This window comes from Longimicrobium sp. (genome assembly GCF_048594345.1).
Lineage (GTDB): Bacteria > Gemmatimonadota > Gemmatimonadetes > Longimicrobiales > Longimicrobiaceae > Longimicrobium.
Genome location: NZ_JBMDXM010000136.1, coordinates 19237 through 36277, shown reverse-complemented (window position 1 = coordinate 36277; position 17041 = coordinate 19237). Strand labels below are relative to the sequence as shown.

Sequence of the window (17041 nt, the reverse complement as noted above, 5' to 3'; positions counted from 1 at the left end):
AAGCATGTCGAAGCGCCACCCGCTCCGGACCGGCCCTCTCCACCGACCGGCCTTCAGCACGTACCTCGCAACGGCGGTCGACCCCTCCCCCAACTTCGGGGGAGGGGTTGGCGTTAGGGAAGGTGCGGTGCGCTCCGGAGGCAATCGAAGCGGGACGAATTCTCCCCTCTCCGTGAGGAACGAACGGGGAGGGGCCGGGGGAGGGGCATCCCGTCGGGCGCAGTGCAATGCCCGTCGCCGAGCCCCATCTGTCGGCATCCCTAACCTCCCCCAGTCTTTTTTGGGGGAGGTGGGCGAGTGGTGCTCGCCCGGCGGGGGCGCGTCGGACGCAGCTCAATGCCTGTCGTCGAGCCGCACCGCTTCGCCTTGTCCCCGTGCCCCCCGTTCCCCCGGTCACTCCTTCACGTCACGATGATCGTCGCCTTCATCCCCGGATGCGGCGTGCAGTGGAAGGGGAACGACCCCGCCGCATCGAACCTGCGCTGAAAGGTGCCGTCGGGATTGATGGCGCCGGAATCCCAGACGTTGGCGTCGGAGGTGGAGGTGTGCACGTCCTGATCGCAGTTCACCCAGGTGACCTGCGTGCCGCGCGCCACCGTAAGCTGCGTTTGCACAAAGGCGTAGTTGCGGATCTGGATGGTGTTGTCGGGCGTGCCCTCGCACAGGTCTCCGCCGGGCGGGCTGCCGCCCGCCACGCGCTCCGAAAAGCACCCGGCCAGCGAACCCGCAGCGACGACGGCGGCAAAGGCGGCGCACGCAAAGCTGTAGGCGGCTCGCGTGTTCATCGTACGATCACCACTCCCTTCATGAACGGGTGCGGCGTGCAGTTGAAGTCGTAGGTGCCGGGCGTGGTGAAGGTGTGGCTCCACGTGCCGCCGGGCTGGATGAGCCCCGAGTCGAAGCCGCGGTCCGCCGCGGTGACCGTGTGCGCCAGCGGGTCGTTGTTGGTCCACTCCACCGTGCCCCCCGCGTCGATCTCGATGCGCGCCGGCGTGTAGGCCATGTTGCGCATCCCCGCCCGCGTCACCGACCCGTCCGCCACCGCGCTGGGCGTGGCGTCCGCGGGCGCCCCCGGCGGCGGGGCGGGAACGGGTCCGCCGTGCGCCGCGCCGCTGGCCCCCGGCCCAAACCAGCGCGCCAGGGTGAGCGGAATGGTGAACTCAAAGCCGTAGCGCACAAAGTCTTCGCCGCGCGACAGGCCCTGCAGCGTGTACGCGTTGGTGTTGGCCGCGTGCAGCGACAGCGTGTGCGGCGTGTGGGGGATGGCCAGATGCAGCCCGGCGCTCCACGCCAGCTCCTCGCCTTCTTGGCGGTCCATCAGGCTGGCCACGTCGCCGCCCAGCGCAAAGTAGCGGTTCAGCCGCACCGTGCCGCCGCCCGCCAGCGCGAATCGCCGCTCACCCGCCTCCAGCGGGTCGCTCAGCACGCGCGCCGCCGTGACCAGGCGAACGCCGCCAAAGCGGCGCGCCAGCGACACCTCACCGTCCACACCGTCCGCGGCCATGTTGTACGCCACCTGCCCGGCCAGGTCCACGGGCCCGCCGCCTTCCTGGCTCAGCAGCTGGTGCCGGCCCCAGATCTCCCACTCGTTGGGGTAGGCGGGCGCCAGCGCGGAGTTGGTGGCATAGTGAAATCCCACCATCGACCGTAACCCCAGCCCGGCGGCCACGGTGAAGGTGGGCACGTTGCTCACCTTGCGGACGGGCGCGTCGCTGGCGCTGAAGCGGTGAAGGAAGTTGAAGTACAGCGTGCCGCGGTTGCCCACCCAGTTGCCGGACAGGTTGGGCGGTCGGTCCAGCAGGGACTGTGCGCCGGCCGCCGGCGGAAGGGCCAGCGCGGCGGCGAGCACGGCGATGCGGATGCGGATCAAGGGGTGCCTCCGGTCTGGGACGGGGCGGGCCGCGCGGGCCCGCCCCCGGTCGGGTGGGACGGCGCTCACTGGACGGTGATCACGCCCTTCATGTTCATCCCCATGTGCGGCATGCAGTAGTACTCGTACCGCCCCGCGGGCACGCCGTCGAACGTCATCGTGTAGCTGTCGCCCGCGTTGATCACCAGCGCGCCGGAGAGCGGCTGGATCTGCCCCGGCATTCCCGCGCTCAGCCGCGCCCTGGCCGCGTCGGCCACCCTGGCCGGGTCGAACGCCACGTTGTGCGGCCCGCCGCTCACGGTGGTAAAGCGAATGCGGTCGCCGCCGCGGATGGTGAGGTTGGCCGGCTCAAAGCGGGCGCTGGTGCCTTCCATCACCATCCGCACCTCGTGCGTGGCCGGCGGCGGCGCGGGATCGGCCTGGGCCCGCAGCGCCAGCGCCGCGGCGGGTGCGGCGATGGCCACGGCCAGCAGGGTAATCAGCGTCTTCTTCATCGTCGTGCTCCTGTTACAGCGTTGGGGGTTGATTTCGATTCTGTCCGGCGCGCCGATTCACTCGATCGGCCCGCCAATCCTTCAGTTCGACTTTCGCACTTTCGCACTCCCGCACTCCCGCACTCCCCTATGGCTGCACCGTCACCGACCCGTTCATCCCGGAGTGCCGGGTGCACGTGTAGTTGTAGGTGCCAGCCGCGGCGAACGTCCGTTGCGCCGAGCCGCCCGCGTCCGTATCGGGGATGTTGCCGCCGGTGGGCGCGGTGCCGCTGAAGGTGACGTTGTGCCGCGTGCTTCCCGTGAACTGCCAGGTCACCGTGCCGCCCGTGCGGATGGTGACCGCCGCGGGGCTGAAGCTTTCGCCCGGCGTGGTGACCGTGGCCGTCAGCGGGGCGCCGGTGGAGGGTGGCGGCTGCGTGGTCCCGCCAACGGTCACGTTCACCGTCGCCTCGCGGGTGGTGCCGCCCTGGGTGATGCGGGCGGTGATGCCGACCGTCCCCGTCGCGACGCCGGCGACTACGCCCGAAGCGCTGACCGTTGCCCGGGTAGCATCGGCGGTGGACCACTGCGCGGCGGGAAGGCCCGTCATCGTCCGGCCGGCCTGGTCCAGCGCCGTGGCCGTGAGCTGCAGCGTGCCGCCGACCGCCACGGACGGGCTGGCGGGGGAGATGACGACTGAGGTGAGCACCGAGGGTTCGCCGCCGGCTCCGCCGCCCTGCACCGTCACCGTGCCGCCGTGGTCGCCGTCGTGGCGGCTGCAGGTGTAGGCGTAGGTGCCCGCGGTGGAGAACGTCCGCGACGCCGACTCGTCGTCATCGATCCTGCCGATGTTGCCGCCCGGAGGTGCCGCGCCGGTCCAGGTGACGTCGTGCTCCTCGTCCACCATCGTCCACGTGACCGTGCCGCCGGGGGTAATGGTGACGGCGGATGGCGAGAACGCATCCTCCACCCCCTGCACCGTCGCGTTCGTGGGCGCGGCCGGGGGCGCCGGCGAGGTGACGATGACGTTGGCGCTGGCCATCCACGTCCGCCCGTCCGCCGTGAACGACGCGGTAACGGTGGTCGCCCCCGCCGCAACGGCCGTGACGACGCCCGCGGAGATGCTGGCCTTTGCGCCGTCCTGCACCGCCCACGTGACCGTCGGCAGCGGCGTGACGCGCGCGCCCGCCGCGCTGGTGGCCCCCGGCTCCAGCGGCGCCGTGCCGCCGGGGGCCCGCGTGACCGTCGCCGGGTTCAGCGCGAACGCTGCGATGGCGTTGTTGCTGGCCGGCGGCGGAGTGGTGGGGGCCAGGATCGCCACGCCAAAGTTGGCCGTCCTGGTGATTGCGCCGACCGTGACGGACGCGGTGATGGTGGCCGCGCCCGCCTTGAGGCCGCGCACCACGCCCGCCGCGTCTACCGTCGCCACCGTGGGGTCGCTGCTGGTGAACGTGGGCTGAATCCCGGCGACCGGCTGTCCGGCGCCGTCGCGCGCCTCGATGGTGAGGATCATGGTGTCGCCCACGGACGCCGCGCCCGCGGGGTGGGTCAGCGACACGGAGCCCAGCGCGGGCGTTTCTCCGCCGCCGCCGGTGACGGGAGCCGCGCCCCCGCCTCCGCACGCGGCCGTCGACAACGCCAGTGCGAGTGCGGCAAGCAACCTGAACTGCATCCAGCCTCCTTCTGCTTCCAACGCCGGGTGCCCAGCGGGATGCGGGACGGGGGACCGGCGCCTCGTCACATCCCAAGGCAACACGGGGACCCGCCCCATTCCGCCGGCGCGGTGAAGGCTTAATCGTTCTGGCTGGGGGATTTACGATGATGAGTGGATGGGGAACGTTTGTCTCCGGCGTGTCTCGTTTCGAGACACCCTGTTGCGGAGTGCCTCACCGCGTGTCGCACCACGTCGTTCGTGGTGTGGATGCAGGGGGAGTTGAAAGGAGGGATCCAGCCGGGTCCGCGCGGAGCCCTCACCTCACGCAAACGCGGGGGAGAGAGGACGCGTACCCAACTTTCCGTTCGCGGAAGGAACTATGAGGTGACCGCAGGGTTTCCGAAGCCGGATCGAAGTCTCCCCTCTCCGCGAGGAACGAGCGAAAGGCATGGCGGGGGAGAGGGCCCGTCAGGGTCGCGATGATGTCATGACGATGAACGCAACCAGGATGACCACCAGCACGGCGGGTCAGGAGGCGATGCGGGAGCTGTACGCGTCGCTGTCCGCGCGGCGCAGGCCCGAGGACGTGGCGGAAACCATCCGCGAGCTGCTGGGCGATTCGCTCACGCGGCAGGAGGCGCACGTGCTGGAGACGGCGGCGCGCGGGTCGCTGGCGCGCCGCATCTTCGGCTATACGTCCATGGCGCAGGAGTTCGCACGGCCCGTGGGGGCAGACCGGCAGGTGGCGCGTGCCAGCGAACTCTTCCGCTCCGCGTATCCGCTGAACGGGGATCTCTGCTCCAACCCGGACGCGGTGGAGGCGTTCATCCGCGCCATGGGCCAGGAGATTGGCAAGGTCTTTGGCCAGAGTGACTACCGCGACCATCGCCTGACCCACGGGCAGCGGAAGGAGCTGGGGATGGAGCTGTCGCGCCGCGGCTACAACAAGCGCTTTCGCCTGCTGGCGCGGATGGAGGCCAAGCTGCAGCGCCTGGTGCGCGAGATCCGCAAGCGCGAGCTGCAGATGGTGGGCAAGTCCGGCCTGGCCTCGCGGCTGTCGTGGGACGAGTTCGCGGCCGATCCCGACGCGGCTGCGTTCGCGGCGTACTACACGGCGCGCCGCAACCTGCGCTCGGAGTTCACCATCAGCGGCCAGCAGCGCGCGTACGACGAGGTAGCCGCCATGCTCTTCGCGCGCTGCGAGCGGAATCCGTCCGCCGCCTGGTGGACCGTCGCCCACGTGTATCCGCGCGTGGAGATCTTCCGCCGCCTGTCGGAGCGCCAGGCGGGCGAGCTGGTGGGACGCTGGTACGGCGTGTTGCAGAAGGTTGCCGAGGTGCTGGAGGAAACGTGGACGCGCTCCTCCCTCGACCGCTCCAGCATGGTCGTAAAGCGCGGCGACGACAGCACCACCTGGAACAACACGGCGGGCGCGTGGAACACCGCGCGCGACAACTGGATCGGCCTGTTGTACGCGCTGGAGTGGGAAGACCTGCTGGACCGCTTTCTTCCCGGCAAGGCCATGCGGCTGATCGCGGGCGACGTGGCGGCGTGGCATCGTGCCGAGGGATCTCCGCCGGACGCCAACCTGTTCGTGTGGAACGAGCTGCCGCTGCCGTGGCGGGTGCTTTCCGGCGCGGAGGCATGCACCCTGCCCATGGTGGTGGAGGCGTGCCGCCGCCATGGACTGGACCCGGCCAGGTCCGGGTGGGTGGCGCCGCGGCCGCACGGGGCGGTTGCGCCCTTCCGCCCCACGCCCGAACTTGTACACGGCGTCACGGTGGCCAACCCGTTCCTGGCCGACATGCTGCGGAAGCTTGGCTACTTTTCGGGAAAGCCGCAGATGCAGGTGAACGCTCCGGTATAGCTCAGCGCGGTAGAGCGCCCGGCACTCACCCGGGTGGCCCCCGGTTCGACCCCGGGTGCCGGAGCAGACTGTGGAAGGATGGGGTCCGGCGTAGCTCAGCGTGGTAGAGCGGCCGGCTCTTAACCGGCTGGACGCTGGTTCGACCCCAGCCGCCGGCTCCCCGCCTTTCGCGGTTCGCAGGAATCGAAAACGCCCGGCCCGCTGATGCGGACCGGGGCTTTTCGCCATCCTCAATCGCTTCCTTCCAGGATCACACCGATTCCCCTGATTCGCCGTGCACGCGGAGTTCTACTGCCGGTGTCACGCGGAGACGCAGAGGGCGCGGAGGCGCGGAGAAAACCAGGCTACCTCCGCGCCTCCGCGTGAGATCCAGCCGAAAAAGCCAGAATGCACGGTGAATTGGCAGAAGCGGTATCAGTCATCCTGAGAGGGGGTTGAGAAACTCGGTTCTTCGTACCGGCAGCGCACAGTCATCCTGAGGGAGCGCCACGCGGAACCTTCAGGATCACAAGAGCTTACGCGCGACCGAAGGACCTTCTTTCCGCCACCGTGGGGCTTGATGCGGGGCATGAAGCCAGCCTCACGCTTCTGCCGGCAAGGTCCTTCGGTCGGCGCCAGGGTAGTGTGTACGAGCAGGTTATGGAGCGGCGCCTCCCTCAGGATGACTGACACGATTCGAGGTTTCTCAACACCCCTTCGAGGGAGTGCCGCGCGTAACCGCCCTTCTCTCGGCCGCCTCACGGCTGGCTGCATGGCGGCAATCCAGCCACTCGGTTGTGCCGGCAAGGTCCTTCGGTCGGCGCCAGGCTGCATCGTACCAACAAGATGCAGCGCGGCGCCTTCCTCAGGATGACGGCCCAGGTGTTTGGATCGGCAACAGCCGCTCAGGAAATCATCACTCTTCCCCGAGCGCCGATTACCAGATCTTCACGCGGCGCTCGGGCGGCAGGTACATCCGGTCGCCGGGGCGCACGTTGAACGCCTCGTAGAACGCCGGAAGGTTGGCCAGCACGCCGTTGGTGCGGTACATCCCGGGCGAGTGCGAATCGGTCAGCAGCAGCTGGCGCAGCGCCTGGTCGCGGTACATGGTGCGCCACACCTGCGCGTATCCCAGAAAGAAGCGCTGGTCGCCCGTGAACCCGCCGATCACCGGCGCCGCGCGGCCCTCCAGCGACTTGCGGTACGCGCGGTGGGCAATGGCCACCCCCGACACGTCGCCGATGTTCTCGCCCAGCGTAAGCCGTCCGTTCACCCGCGCGCCGGGCAGCGGCTCGAACGCCCCGTACTGCTCCGCCAGCATGGTGGCGCGCTGCTCGAACGCCCTGGCGTCCTCGGCCGTCCACCAGTCGCGCAGGTTGCCCGCGCCGTCGCTCTTGCGGCCCTGGTCGTCGAAGCCGTGGCTGATCTCGTGCCCGATTACCGCGCCAATGGCCCCGTAGTTCACCGCGTCGTCCGCCGCCGGGTTGAAGAACGGGGGCTGCAGGATGGCCGCCGGGAACACGATCTCGTTGTTCACCGCGTTGTAGTACGCGTTCACCGTCTGCGGCGTCATCCCCCACGCACCGCGGTCCACCGGCCCGCCCAGCCGGCCGATCATGTCCGCGTAATCGAACTCCGCGGCGCGGCGCACGTTGCCCAGCAGGTCGTCGGCGCGAATCTCCAGCGCCGAGTAGTCTTCCCACTCGTCGGGGTAGGCGATCTTGACGCTAAAGCTGGCCAGCTTGTCCTGCGCCTGCGCCTTGGTGGCCGGGCTCATCCACTCCAGCTCGTCGATGGCCTCGCGGTACGCCGTCATCAGGTTGGCCACCAGCTCCTCCATGCGCGCCTTGTTCTCGGCAGAGAAGTGGCGCCCCACGTACAGCCGGCCCACCGCCTCACCCAGCGCGCCTTCCACCACCGTCACGCCCCGCTCCCAGCGCGGGCGCTCCTGCTCCTGCCCGCTCAGCACGCGGCCGCGGAACGCAAAGCGCGCGTCGCGAAAGTCGCGGCTCAGGTACTGCGCCGCGCCGTCCAGCAGGCGCGCCGCCGTGTACGCCTTTACGTCGTCCACCGGTGTGGCGGCCAGCAGCGCGTCGACGGCGTTGAAGTAGTCCGGCTGGCGCACGATCACGCTGTCCAGCGCCGGCAGGCCGGCGGCGGAAAAGTAGGATGCCCACTGAAAGCCCGGCGTGCGGGCCTGCAGGGTCGGCAGCGCCGTGGGGTTGTAGGTGGCGTTGCGGTCGCGGTTGCGGGTGCGGTCCCACTGCACGCGCGCCAGCGCCGTCTCAAACGCCAGCACCCGGCGCGCGGCGCCCGCCGCATCAGCCTGCCCCGACAGCCGGAACAGCGTCTCCAGGTACGTGGAGTACGCCTGGCGAATGGCCGTGTTGCGCTCGTTGTCGACCAGGTAGTAGTCGCGGTCCGGCAGCCCCAGCCCCGACTGGCTTACCATCACGGCGTACCGCGACGAGTTGCCCTGGTCCTGCTGCACGACAAAGGCGAACGGCGTCCCCACGCCCATCCGCCGCATCTCGGCGAACAGCTGCGGGTACTGGCTGCGCCCGCTCACCGCCGCAATGCGCCGCAGGTCGGCCTGCACGGGCGCCGCGCCCAGCTGGTCCACGCGGGCGGTGTCCATGAAGCTGCGGTACAGGTCGCCCACCTTCTGCCCCTCGCTGCCGGCCGCGTTGGGCGCCGCCGACACGGAGTCGATGATGGCGCGCAGGGCCGCCTGGGCGTTGTCGCGCAGCAGCAGGAAGGTGCCCGTACTGGTGCGGTCGGCGGGGATCTGCGTGTTGCGAACCCACCCGCCGTTCACGTACGCAAAAAAGTCGTCCTGCGGGCGAACGCCGCGATCGAATCCGGTGGTGTCGACCCCCAGTGCCAGCGCCGGGGAGGGCGCGTCGGCGCCGTTCGCGGGCGTGCCGGGCGCGCAGGCACCCATGGCGGTGACGGTGAGCAGCCCCGCCGCGAACAGCGAAACGGACTTGAGTGTGGCCATGCTCCGGGATGTTGAGATGGAAAAAACGGAAGCGCTACCAGCCAGGACAGCCGAGCCCCCCAAAACGCTGGAATGCAGTATACAATTCCTGTAACCCCAATCTACATTGATGGTTACGCGCGAGGAAGACACGGCTTTGGCAGAGTGAGCGGGTGATGCCGCAAAGGACTCATACCATCTCCCGGATTTCGATGTGCAGTGAGGGGAACGATGTTCACGCGGAGGCGCGAAGCAATACAGAAGAGGCGCGGAGGGAACGCCCAAAACGCCTCCGCGCCTCATCGGTTCCTCCGCGCCTCCGCGTGATGTTTTTCCGTCGTTCCCGTCAGCCGGAAACGGGGGGGATGGGCATGGGAGGTGTGCCGTGCAGGCGCGGGTCGCCGGGGCCCAGCTCCGGCTCTTCGGAGAGCGGCACCGGGTTCTCCACGTACTCGAACGCCCCCTTGCCGTCCGGCGTCGGCCCGCTGGCCCATGCGCCCTCGGCGCTGTCCGTGCCCACGGAGTTGTTCCAGAACTGGTAGCTTACCGAGCGCAGCTCCTCTTCCAGCGGGAAGGTGCTGGGCGTGGGCGTGGTCTCCAGGCCGTCGCGCTCCAGCTCGGCGATGGCGGCGATCCACTGGTTCTGGTGCATGGTGTCGCGCGCCAGCAGGAACTTGAGCATGTCGCGCACGCCGTGATCGTCGGTCTGCGCGTACAGGCGGGCCACCTGCAGCCGCCCCTGCGACTCTGCCGTCACGTTGAAGCGAAAGTCCGCCAGCAGGTTGCCACTGGCGATGGTGTAGCGCGACGTCCAGGGAAAGCCCACGCTGTCGGCGGGAAGCGCGCCGCCGCCGCTTACAATCAGGTGCTGCGGGTTCATGGCCGCCGCGATCAGGTCGCGCGTGTCGTCGCCGCCCATCACCGCGCCCACGATGGGGATTTTGGCCGCGTCTTCCTGCGCCTTGAGCGGCGCGCCCTCCAGCAGCCGGGCGATCATGGTGGCCAGCATCTCCACGTGGCCAATCTCCTCGGTGCCAATGTCCAGCAGCATGTCGCGGTACTTTTTGGGACCGCGGCAATTCCACCCCTGGAACAGGTAGGTCATGAACACGCTGATCTCGCCCCACTGGCCACCCAGGGGCTCCTGCAGCTTCTTGGCGAACAGGGGATCGGGCCGGTCGGGCTTTGCGTGGTACTGCAGCCGCTTGTCGTGAATGAACATCTCCGCGCCTCTCCTTTGTGGTGTAGCCCGGGCCGGTGCGTGCCCGCCTCAGCTGCCCAGGGCCGAAAAAAGGAGCGGCGTTCCCGTGGCACGCCCTGTACCGCATCCGGATCACCAGCAAGGCCTTGTAGAAGGTTGCCGCCGTTCCATGGTCCTGCGTGAGATGGGACACCCCAGCCCAACCGGCAGAGCCTCGGGAAATGGGTGGAACGGTGGGTATCCCGGGCCGGTACACGTCGGATTCGCTCGGCGGTACCTGGGTGGCGGTGGACGATGAACGGGACAGCGTGGGAGCACGGCCGCCGGTAGCGCCGCCGTTGACCGTAACACGAAAGGGGAGGACGGATGCCCGTCCTCCCCTCCCTGAATCTCACACGTACTGCCGGTTTTTACGCCAGGATCAGCAGGCGTACATGCCGTTCGTTCCGCAGCCTACCGCGTTACTGCAGTAGCAGGTATTTGCCCCATCGCGCGTGTAGATCGGCTGCGGGCAGCTGCGGGTGTTGATGTCCGCCATCAGCCCGTCTTCCCCAAGCCCATCGGAGGTCGAAAACGAGGTCACGGCTACGTCGTCCAGGTTCAGCTTCATCGTCGTATCTCTCCGGTAGGCTGGCAGAACGCGGTGCGGCGAATTCCCCACCACACAGCATTATACTATAAACAGACGGATAAGGAAAGGGGTGGATGCATGATGATTTTCCGAAAAATCATTCTCGGGATTCGCGGCCGAATTTGGAAAGAGTAGGGCGCCGCCCGAAGGACCTTTGCCTGCACGGCGAGGGATGTGAACAGCTCCCGAAGGCTCAGGCCGTCGCGACCCGACAAAGATCCTTCGGTCGCGGGCAAGCTCTTGTGACCAGGACGGTTCAGGCGTGCGCTTCCTCAGGATGACAGCACTTCTGGAGGGGAAAACGGAGGTTTCTCAATACCTCACAGTGGTCTTCCGTAATAGTCTTTCACGGATTTTATCCGATCCGGAAATCAATCCCAAAACAGAAGGGGGAAGACGGCCACCCGTCCTCCCCCTCCGTTTCTACTCCCGCACTCCCGCACTAACGCACGTCCCTACCCACCGATCTCCGTCCGCAGCCGCAGCAGCGCATCCTCCGCCACCACCAGCTCTCCGCGCGCCTCGTTCAGCTGTTCCTGCTGCACCTGCACAAAGCGGCGGTAGGGGGCAATGGACTCGTTCACCTTGTCCTGCGAGTCGGCCACGGCGCTGTGCACCTGCCGGGTGAGCGCCTCGTTCAGCCGGCCGCGCACCTCGCTGACCTTCTTCTGGAACTCGGCCTTGGCCTGGCGGCGCCGCGCGGGGATCACGTATAGCCCCGTGGCCGCCAGCGTGATGCCGGTGATGTCGGCCAGCGAGCCGGTGAGCATGGCCGTCATCAGCACGCCCAGGCCTACGCCGGCGCCCGCCAGCATGGTCACGCCCGACGCGCCGCGCACCTCCTCGGCCAGCTTGCGTGACTCGGCCTCGCGGTTGAATCCCCCCACCGCCTCGCCCGCCGCGCGCCCGATGCTGTCCAGCAGCGCCTGGCGGTTGTAGTTGAAGCCGCGCCCCACCTCGCCGATCATCCCCTCACGGTGGCGGTTGATCTGGCGGCGCTCGATGTAGGCGCTGATGTCCTGCCACAGCTTCAGGTTGCGCTCCACGATCCAGTCGATCACCCGCCCCACCTCGTCGTCGATCAGCTTCGGCGTCTCGCCCACCACCACCCGCTCGAAGTCGCGCCGCACCTGCTCCGTCTGCATCAGCTCGCGGATCTTGCCAAAGCGGATGGTTTCGTCGAAAAAGTTCAGGCCGCGCACCTCCATCTCGTTCAGCAGCGCGTCCAGCCGCCCCAGCCGCGGCCCGAAGTCCTTGAGCATGTCCTGGTGAAACGCGGCCAGCTGCTGGTCGATGTTCTGCAGCGTCGATACGTCCTCCGCCAGCAGCTTGAGCCGTTCGAACGCCGTCTCCTTGTACTTGGCCGCCAGCTTCAGGCCCACGTTCAGCGGGTTCAGCAGCTTCAGGCGGATGCGCTCCTGCTGGTCCAGCGTGGTGAGCAGAAAGTCCTCGACCTCGCGAAAGCCGCTGCGCGCCCACATGGCCTCGTCGTTGGCGGTGCGCGCCTGCATGGCGTCGCGCGCGCTCACGGGAAACACCAGCGGCTCCTCGCCCAGCAGCGCCGCCCCGTTCTCACGGACGAACTTGAGCACCGTGGTGCGGTCGTCTTCGCCGCCCAGGATGTCGATCTTGTTGACGATGAAGACGATCTTCTTGCCCCAGGCGCGGATCTGCTCTAGGAACCCGCGCTCGCTTTCGGTAAACGGCCGGTCCGCCGAGGTGACGAACAGGACCAGGTCGCTGCGGGGGACAAAGTCGCGGGTAAGCTCCTCGTGCTCGCGCAGCACCGCGTTGGTGCCCGGCGTGTCGACGATGTTGATGTCGCGCAGCAGCGGCGCGGGGTGGGTGCGCTCCAGCAGGTAGGCTTCCACCAGCTCGTCGCTCACCTCGTCGCCCCACTTGAGCACGTTGATGCGGTCGGTGGTGGGCGTAACCCCCTCCGGCAGCACGCGCTCGCCCAGCAGGGCGTTGATAAAGCTGCTCTTGCCGCTGTTGAACTCGCCCGCGATCACCAGCAGGAACAGTCCGTTCAGCTGCTCGCTGGCCTGGTTGAAGTGCCGCAGGTCGTCGGGGTCCACGTCCGTGCCAAAGCGCTCGAACGCCTTGCCCAGCCGGTCCAGCAGCTCGCGCTCGCGGGCGCGCAGCTCGGCCTCGCGGTCGCCAAGGATCCTGTTGCGCCGCAGCAGCTTGCCGATGACCATCCCCGTCTCCCCCGTCGTCGTCAGTAAGCACTCCCCGGCCGGTCTGCCGAGCAACCGCACAATCTTTCGCAAACGCGGGGCCGCGCAAGCGGTACAGGGGTGATGGAGCGAGGTGAGCACACTGTTGGGACGTACGTCGGCGGGCATCGACCCGGCGTCAGACGGCGAAGAGCGCCGGTGCATTCCGGCTGACACCCAACTGCGCCCGCCGGCGGCCCCCTCTCCCGGCCTCTCCCCCAACTTCGGGGGAGAGGTGACGCGCACCGAGACTTCGGCGCGCGGAGGGAAGCCATTATGTGAACGAAAGCTCCCACAACGCGCCGCCCTCGGCCCCCACACCACCCCTCCCCCGAAGTTGGGGGAGGGGTCGCCAGCCGTCGCGAGGAACGAGCGAAAGGCCTGGCGGGGGAGAGGGCCCGTCGCCGCGCACCACCGCCCGTTGCGGTGCTCGCCGCCGTGCTCCACAACCGCGTCCAACCCCACTCCCCCAAAGCACTTCCGCGAACGAATGCTTGACTGCGGACGGGAAATTGTATACCTTTCCGTCGTGATGAATAATTATGCTTCGGCGCGGATCGGAATCCTGGGGGCGGGCGGATACACGGGGCGCGAGCTGGCACGGCTCGCGGCGCGGCATCCGCGGGCGCGCATCGCCTGGGCCACCTCCCAGTCTGACGCCGGCAAGCCGCTGGGCGACGTGATCCCCGGTGTGGACGGGCCGGCGCTGGTCAAGGCGGAGGACGCGCCCCTCGGCGCGGTGGACGTGGTGGTCAGCTGCCTGCCCCACGGCGACAGCGCGCTGTGGATGGAGCGGGCGCGGCAGGCCGGCGCGCGGGCCATCGACCTTTCCGCCGACCTGCGCGTGCCGAACGAGGCCACGCCGGACTGGGCGCGGGGCGCCGTCTACGGCCTTCCGGAACTGCACCGGGCGCGGATCGCCGGGTCGGAGCTGGTGGCGAACCCCGGCTGCTATCCCACCGCCGCACTGCTGGCCCTGGCGCCCCTGCTGCGGCGCGGGCTGGTCAGCGGGCCGGTGATCGTCAACGCGGCGTCCGGCGTCACGGGCACGGGGCGCACGCCCAAGCGGGAGCTGATGTTCGCCGAGGTGGCCGAGGGGTTCAGTGCGTACGCCGTGGGCAACGTGCACCGCCACCTGAGCGAGATGAAGGCGCAGGCCGCCGGACTGTCCGGCGGCGCCGCGCCGGAGCTGGTCTTTACGCCGCACCTGCTTCCCGTGAAGCGCGGCATCCTGGAGACCATCTACGTCCCGCTCGCGGAGCCGGTGGACGAGCCGGTGCGGATGTGGCTGGATGATTATTCATCCGAGCCCTTCGTGCGGGTGCTGACGGGGCGGATGCCGGCGCTGGCGGACGTGGTCGGCTCCAACCGCGTGGCCATCGGGGTCGTCCCGGTGCAGAACGTCTCCGCGCCGATGCTGACGATTGTCTCCGTGATCGACAACCTGCTCAAGGGCGCCGCCGGCCAAGCCGTGCAGAACCTGAACCTGATGATGGGCTGGGACGAGGCGGAGGGGCTGGCGTGACGGCTCGCATCGTCAAGGTGGGCGGCAACCGCGCGGAGGACATGGGCTGGATCCGGGAGGTGGCGCAGGGGCTGGCCGCCTCCACCACGCCGACCATCCTGGTCCATGGCGGCGGCAAGGAAGTCAGCGACCTGCAGCGCGCCCTGGGAATCGAGCCGGAGTGGAGCGACGGGCTGCGCGTCACCACGCCGCGCGTGCTGGAGGTGGTGCGGATGGTCCTGAGCGGCGCCGTGAACAAGCGCTGGGCCGCCGCCCTGCTGGACGCTGGCGTCGATGCCCTCGGCGTCAGCGGCGAGGATGGCGGCCTGCTGACGGGCGAGATCTCGCGCGGCGGCGCCATCGGCCGCACGGGCGAGGTGACGCGGGTGCGCACGGAGCTGCTGCGCGGCTGGCTGGCCGCGGGACTGACGCCGGTCATCAGCCCGCTGACCCGCGGCCCGGACGGCGGCGGGCTGAACGTCAACGCCGACGATGCCGCCGCGGGGATCGCCGCCGCGCTGGGTGCCGCGGAGCTGCTGTTCGTGAGCGACGTGCCGGGGGTCAAGGCGGGCGGGGCGTGGGCGTATGCGCTGGACGGGGTAGCGGTGGACGCGCTGATGGAGAGCGGCGAGGCGGCGGGCGGCATGCGCCCCAAGCTGCGCGCGGCGCTCCGGGCGCGCGGCGAGGGCGTGGGGCGGGTGCGGATCGGGGACGTGGGGATGCTGACGGACGAACGCGCGGGAACGCGCATCGGGAACCTTGAGGAGACGGCCCATGCTGGCTGAAGCGAAGTCCATCGACACGACGATCCCGGCCCAGACGCCGGCCGATCCGGCCGCCTCGCTGCTCGGCGTCTACAAGCCCGCCGCGCCCGTGTTCGTCGGCGGCGAAGGGTCTGAGCTGATCGCGGACGACGGCCGCCGCTACCTGGACTTTACCAGCGGCATCGCCGTCAACGCGCTGGGCTACGGGGATCCGGACGTGGCCGCCGCCATCCGCGGCGCGCTGGACGCCGGCGTGGTCCACACGTCGAACCTGTTCCGCACCGCCCCGGCGGCGGAGCTGGCGGCGTGGCTTACGGCCCGCTCGTTCGCCGACCGCGTGTTCTTCTGCAACAGCGGCGCTGAGGCCACCGAGGGCGCCATCAAGTTCGCCCGCAAGTGGGCCGGGGCCGAGAAGCGCGAGATCGTCGCCTTTCGCGGCGGCTTCCACGGCCGGACCATGGGCGCGCTGGCGGCGACCGACCGTCCCGCGTACCAGGAGCCGTTCGCCCCGCTCATGCCGGGCGTCCGCTTCGCCGAGGTGGGCGACGTGCAGGCGCTGGAGGCGCGGCTGTCGTGGGGCAACGTGGCCGCCGTCCTCCTTGAGCCCGTGCAGGCCGAAGGGGGCGTGCGCCCCGTCCCCGCCGAGTTCCTGCAGGCCGTCCGCGCCCTGTGCGACAAGCACGGCGCCCTGCTCATCCTGGACGAGGTGCAGACCGGCCTGGGTCGCACCGGCTGGCTGTGGGCGCACGAGACCAGCGGCATCACGCCCGACATCATGACCCTGGCCAAGCCCCTCGCCGGCGGGCTGCCCATGGGCGCGGTGCTGGTGACGGAAGCCGTCGCGTCGGTGATGCAGCCGGGCGACCACGGATCGACGTTCGGGGGCGGGCCGCTGGTGGCGTCGGCCGCGCTGGCCACCTGCCGCAAGATCGAGTCGATCCTGCCCGAGGTGCGGCGCAAGGGGACGCTGCTGGCCGACCTGCTGGGCGCGCTGGCCCTGCGCAACCCCGGGATCCGCGCCGTGCGCGGCGGGGGGATGCTGTGGGGGATCGAGGTGGACGGCGCCGCGGGGATCGTGTCCCGCGCGCTGGAGTCGGGACTGCTGCTCTGCAGCGCGGGCGCGGACGTGGTTCGTCTGCTGCCGCCGCTGACCATCGGGGACGACGAGCTGCGCCGCGGCGTGGCCCTGCTGGAGGAGGCGATCGGATGCTAGTGCAGATTGCGCCCCCGGTGGCGGGTGACATCATCAACCTGCCGCCCTTTGACCCGTCGGCGCCCATCTACGTGCGCCCGGCCAGCATTGCCGACATGCTGCAGGTGGAGCCGATGATCAATCGCTTCGCCGCGCAGAACCTGATGCTGCCCAAGACGCGCGAGCAGCTGGTGCGCCTGTTCCGGGAGTTCGTGGTGGCCGCGGACGAGCACGGCCGCGTGGTGGGATGCGGCGGCCTGCGCATCTTTTCCCCCACGCTGGCGGAGGTCATCTCCCTGGCCGTGGCGCCGGAAACGCAGGGCCTTGGCCTGGGCGGCCGCATCGTGGAGCGGCTGGTGGAGGACGCCGAGACGCTGGGCATTACCACCGTGTTCGCCCTGACGCTGCGCGACGGGTTCTTTCACCGCCTGGGCTTTCGCACCGTGCCCAAGGAAATGTTCCCGGCCAAGGTGTGGAGCGACTGCCGCAACTGCCCCAAGCTCACGGCGTGCGACGAGATCGCCGTCGTCAAGGAAGTGCACGGGATGTCCGGAGTCTCGCACTGGGAGTGAAGACGGTACGAGGGTGCAAAGGTACGAGGGTACGAAACCGACCCTCGCATCCGGAAAACGTACCTTCGTACCCCGTACCTTCGTACCGAAAATCACGTCGCCCGTAGAGCGCGACGCAGCCTGATAAACCACCGG

Annotated in this window: 13 protein-coding genes and 2 tRNA genes; 7 read left to right on the top strand and 8 right to left on the bottom strand. The window is 69.3% G+C overall.

Annotated features, from left to right (window positions below):
- Positions 1-401: 401 nt before the first annotated feature.
- The 4 genes from ACOJUJ_RS15085 to ACOJUJ_RS15070 form a co-directional block, all read right to left on the bottom strand.
- Positions 402-785 carry a cupredoxin domain-containing protein gene (locus ACOJUJ_RS15085; protein WP_420127716.1) on the bottom strand — a complete coding sequence of 128 codons (384 nt, stop codon included), beginning with the start codon at positions 783-785 and terminating at the stop codon, positions 402-404.
- Positions 782-1870, bottom strand: a complete 1089-nt coding sequence (locus ACOJUJ_RS15080; RefSeq protein WP_420127715.1) for a cupredoxin domain-containing protein — start codon at positions 1868-1870, stop codon at positions 782-784. Before ACOJUJ_RS15080 ends, ACOJUJ_RS15085 begins: the two co-directional genes overlap by 4 nt.
- A 65-nt stretch (positions 1871-1935) precedes the next feature.
- A complete protein-coding gene (locus tag ACOJUJ_RS15075) occupies positions 1936-2364 on the bottom strand; it encodes a plastocyanin/azurin family copper-binding protein (RefSeq protein ID WP_420127714.1) in 429 nt (142 codons plus the stop codon).
- Positions 2365-2491: 127 nt separating this feature from the next.
- Positions 2492-4015, bottom strand: coding sequence for an Ig-like domain-containing protein (locus tag ACOJUJ_RS15070; protein ID WP_420127713.1), 1524 nt, complete (start codon positions 4013-4015; stop codon positions 2492-2494).
- Between the two features lie 475 nt (positions 4016-4490).
- On the opposite strand from ACOJUJ_RS15070, the gene ACOJUJ_RS15065 reads away from it, so the two are divergent.
- The 3 genes from ACOJUJ_RS15065 to ACOJUJ_RS15055 all read left to right on the top strand — a co-directional run bounded on the left by ACOJUJ_RS15065 (position 4491) and on the right by ACOJUJ_RS15055 (position 6022).
- The gene (locus tag ACOJUJ_RS15065; protein ID WP_420127712.1) at positions 4491-5864 is read left to right on the top strand and encodes a hypothetical protein; all 1374 of its coding nucleotides are present in this window, start codon (positions 4491-4493) and stop codon (positions 5862-5864) included.
- Positions 5855-5928: transfer RNA gene (locus ACOJUJ_RS15060), tRNA-Glu, on the top strand. The genes ACOJUJ_RS15065 and ACOJUJ_RS15060 overlap by 10 nt, the downstream gene beginning before the upstream one ends.
- A gap of 21 nt (positions 5929-5949) precedes the next feature.
- Positions 5950-6022, top strand: a tRNA-Lys gene (locus tag ACOJUJ_RS15055).
- Positions 6023-6780: 758 nt separating this feature from the next.
- Here the strand turns inward: ACOJUJ_RS15055 and ACOJUJ_RS15050 are convergent.
- The 4 genes from ACOJUJ_RS15050 to ACOJUJ_RS15035 all read right to left on the bottom strand — a co-directional run bounded on the left by ACOJUJ_RS15050 (position 6781) and on the right by ACOJUJ_RS15035 (position 12856).
- Positions 6781-8844: a M13 family metallopeptidase gene (locus tag ACOJUJ_RS15050; protein ID WP_420127711.1), complete on the bottom strand. Its 2064-nt coding sequence runs from the start codon at positions 8842-8844 to the stop codon at positions 6781-6783.
- Between the two features lie 325 nt (positions 8845-9169).
- A complete protein-coding gene (locus ACOJUJ_RS15045; protein ID WP_420127710.1) occupies positions 9170-10045 on the bottom strand; it encodes a manganese catalase family protein in 876 nt (291 codons plus the stop codon).
- Positions 10046-10445: 400 nt separating this feature from the next.
- Positions 10446-10634, bottom strand: a complete 189-nt coding sequence (locus ACOJUJ_RS15040) for a hypothetical protein (protein ID WP_420127709.1) — start codon at positions 10632-10634, stop codon at positions 10446-10448.
- A 476-nt stretch (positions 10635-11110) separates the two neighbouring features.
- Positions 11111-12856, bottom strand: coding sequence for a dynamin family protein (locus ACOJUJ_RS15035; protein WP_420127708.1), 1746 nt, complete (start codon positions 12854-12856; stop codon positions 11111-11113).
- 550 nt (positions 12857-13406) lie between these two features.
- Between ACOJUJ_RS15035 and argC the strand changes: the two genes are divergently transcribed.
- From argC to ACOJUJ_RS15015, 4 genes are read left to right on the top strand one after another with little or no spacing between them, the layout of a single operon-like run.
- Entirely contained in the window at positions 13407-14399 is a 993-nt protein-coding gene (gene argC, locus ACOJUJ_RS15030; RefSeq protein WP_420127707.1) for an N-acetyl-gamma-glutamyl-phosphate reductase, read from the top strand.
- Positions 14396-15163 (top strand): acetylglutamate kinase, encoded by a 768-nt coding sequence (argB, locus tag ACOJUJ_RS15025; protein WP_420127706.1) that lies wholly within the window; start codon positions 14396-14398, stop codon positions 15161-15163. The genes argC and argB overlap by 4 nt, the downstream gene beginning before the upstream one ends.
- Complete coding sequence (locus ACOJUJ_RS15020; protein WP_420127705.1) at positions 15153-16355, top strand: aspartate aminotransferase family protein; 1203 nt, start codon at positions 15153-15155, stop codon at positions 16353-16355. The genes argB and ACOJUJ_RS15020 overlap by 11 nt, the downstream gene beginning before the upstream one ends.
- Positions 16349-16906, top strand: coding sequence for an N-acetyltransferase (locus ACOJUJ_RS15015; protein ID WP_420127704.1), 558 nt, complete (start codon positions 16349-16351; stop codon positions 16904-16906). Before ACOJUJ_RS15020 ends, ACOJUJ_RS15015 begins: the two co-directional genes overlap by 7 nt.
- Positions 16907-17041 lie beyond the last annotated feature (135 nt).

Excerpts from the sequence above, each read along its gene's own strand:
- ACOJUJ_RS15050 (WP_420127711.1), bottom strand. The coding sequence starts at position 8,844 with ATGGCCACACTCAAGTCCGTTTCGCTGTTCGCGGCGGGGCTGCTCACC.
- ACOJUJ_RS15065 (WP_420127712.1), top strand. The coding sequence starts at position 4,491 with ATGAACGCAACCAGGATGACCACCAGCACGGCGGGTCAGGAGGCGATG.
- ACOJUJ_RS15045 (WP_420127710.1), bottom strand. The coding sequence starts at position 10,045 with ATGTTCATTCACGACAAGCGGCTGCAGTACCACGCAAAGCCCGACCGG.
- ACOJUJ_RS15085 (WP_420127716.1), bottom strand. The coding sequence starts at position 785 with ATGAACACGCGAGCCGCCTACAGCTTTGCGTGCGCCGCCTTTGCCGCC.
- ACOJUJ_RS15075 (WP_420127714.1), bottom strand. The coding sequence starts at position 2,364 with ATGAAGAAGACGCTGATTACCCTGCTGGCCGTGGCCATCGCCGCACCC.
- ACOJUJ_RS15070 (WP_420127713.1), bottom strand. The coding sequence starts at position 4,015 with ATGCAGTTCAGGTTGCTTGCCGCACTCGCACTGGCGTTGTCGACGGCC.
- argC (WP_420127707.1), top strand. The coding sequence starts at position 13,407 with ATGAATAATTATGCTTCGGCGCGGATCGGAATCCTGGGGGCGGGCGGA.
- ACOJUJ_RS15015 (WP_420127704.1), top strand. The coding sequence starts at position 16,349 with ATGCTAGTGCAGATTGCGCCCCCGGTGGCGGGTGACATCATCAACCTG.
- ACOJUJ_RS15035 (WP_420127708.1), bottom strand. The coding sequence starts at position 12,856 with ATGGTCATCGGCAAGCTGCTGCGGCGCAACAGGATCCTTGGCGACCGC.
- ACOJUJ_RS15020 (WP_420127705.1), top strand. The coding sequence starts at position 15,153 with ATGCTGGCTGAAGCGAAGTCCATCGACACGACGATCCCGGCCCAGACG.
- ACOJUJ_RS15040 (WP_420127709.1), bottom strand. The coding sequence starts at position 10,634 with ATGAAGCTGAACCTGGACGACGTAGCCGTGACCTCGTTTTCGACCTCC.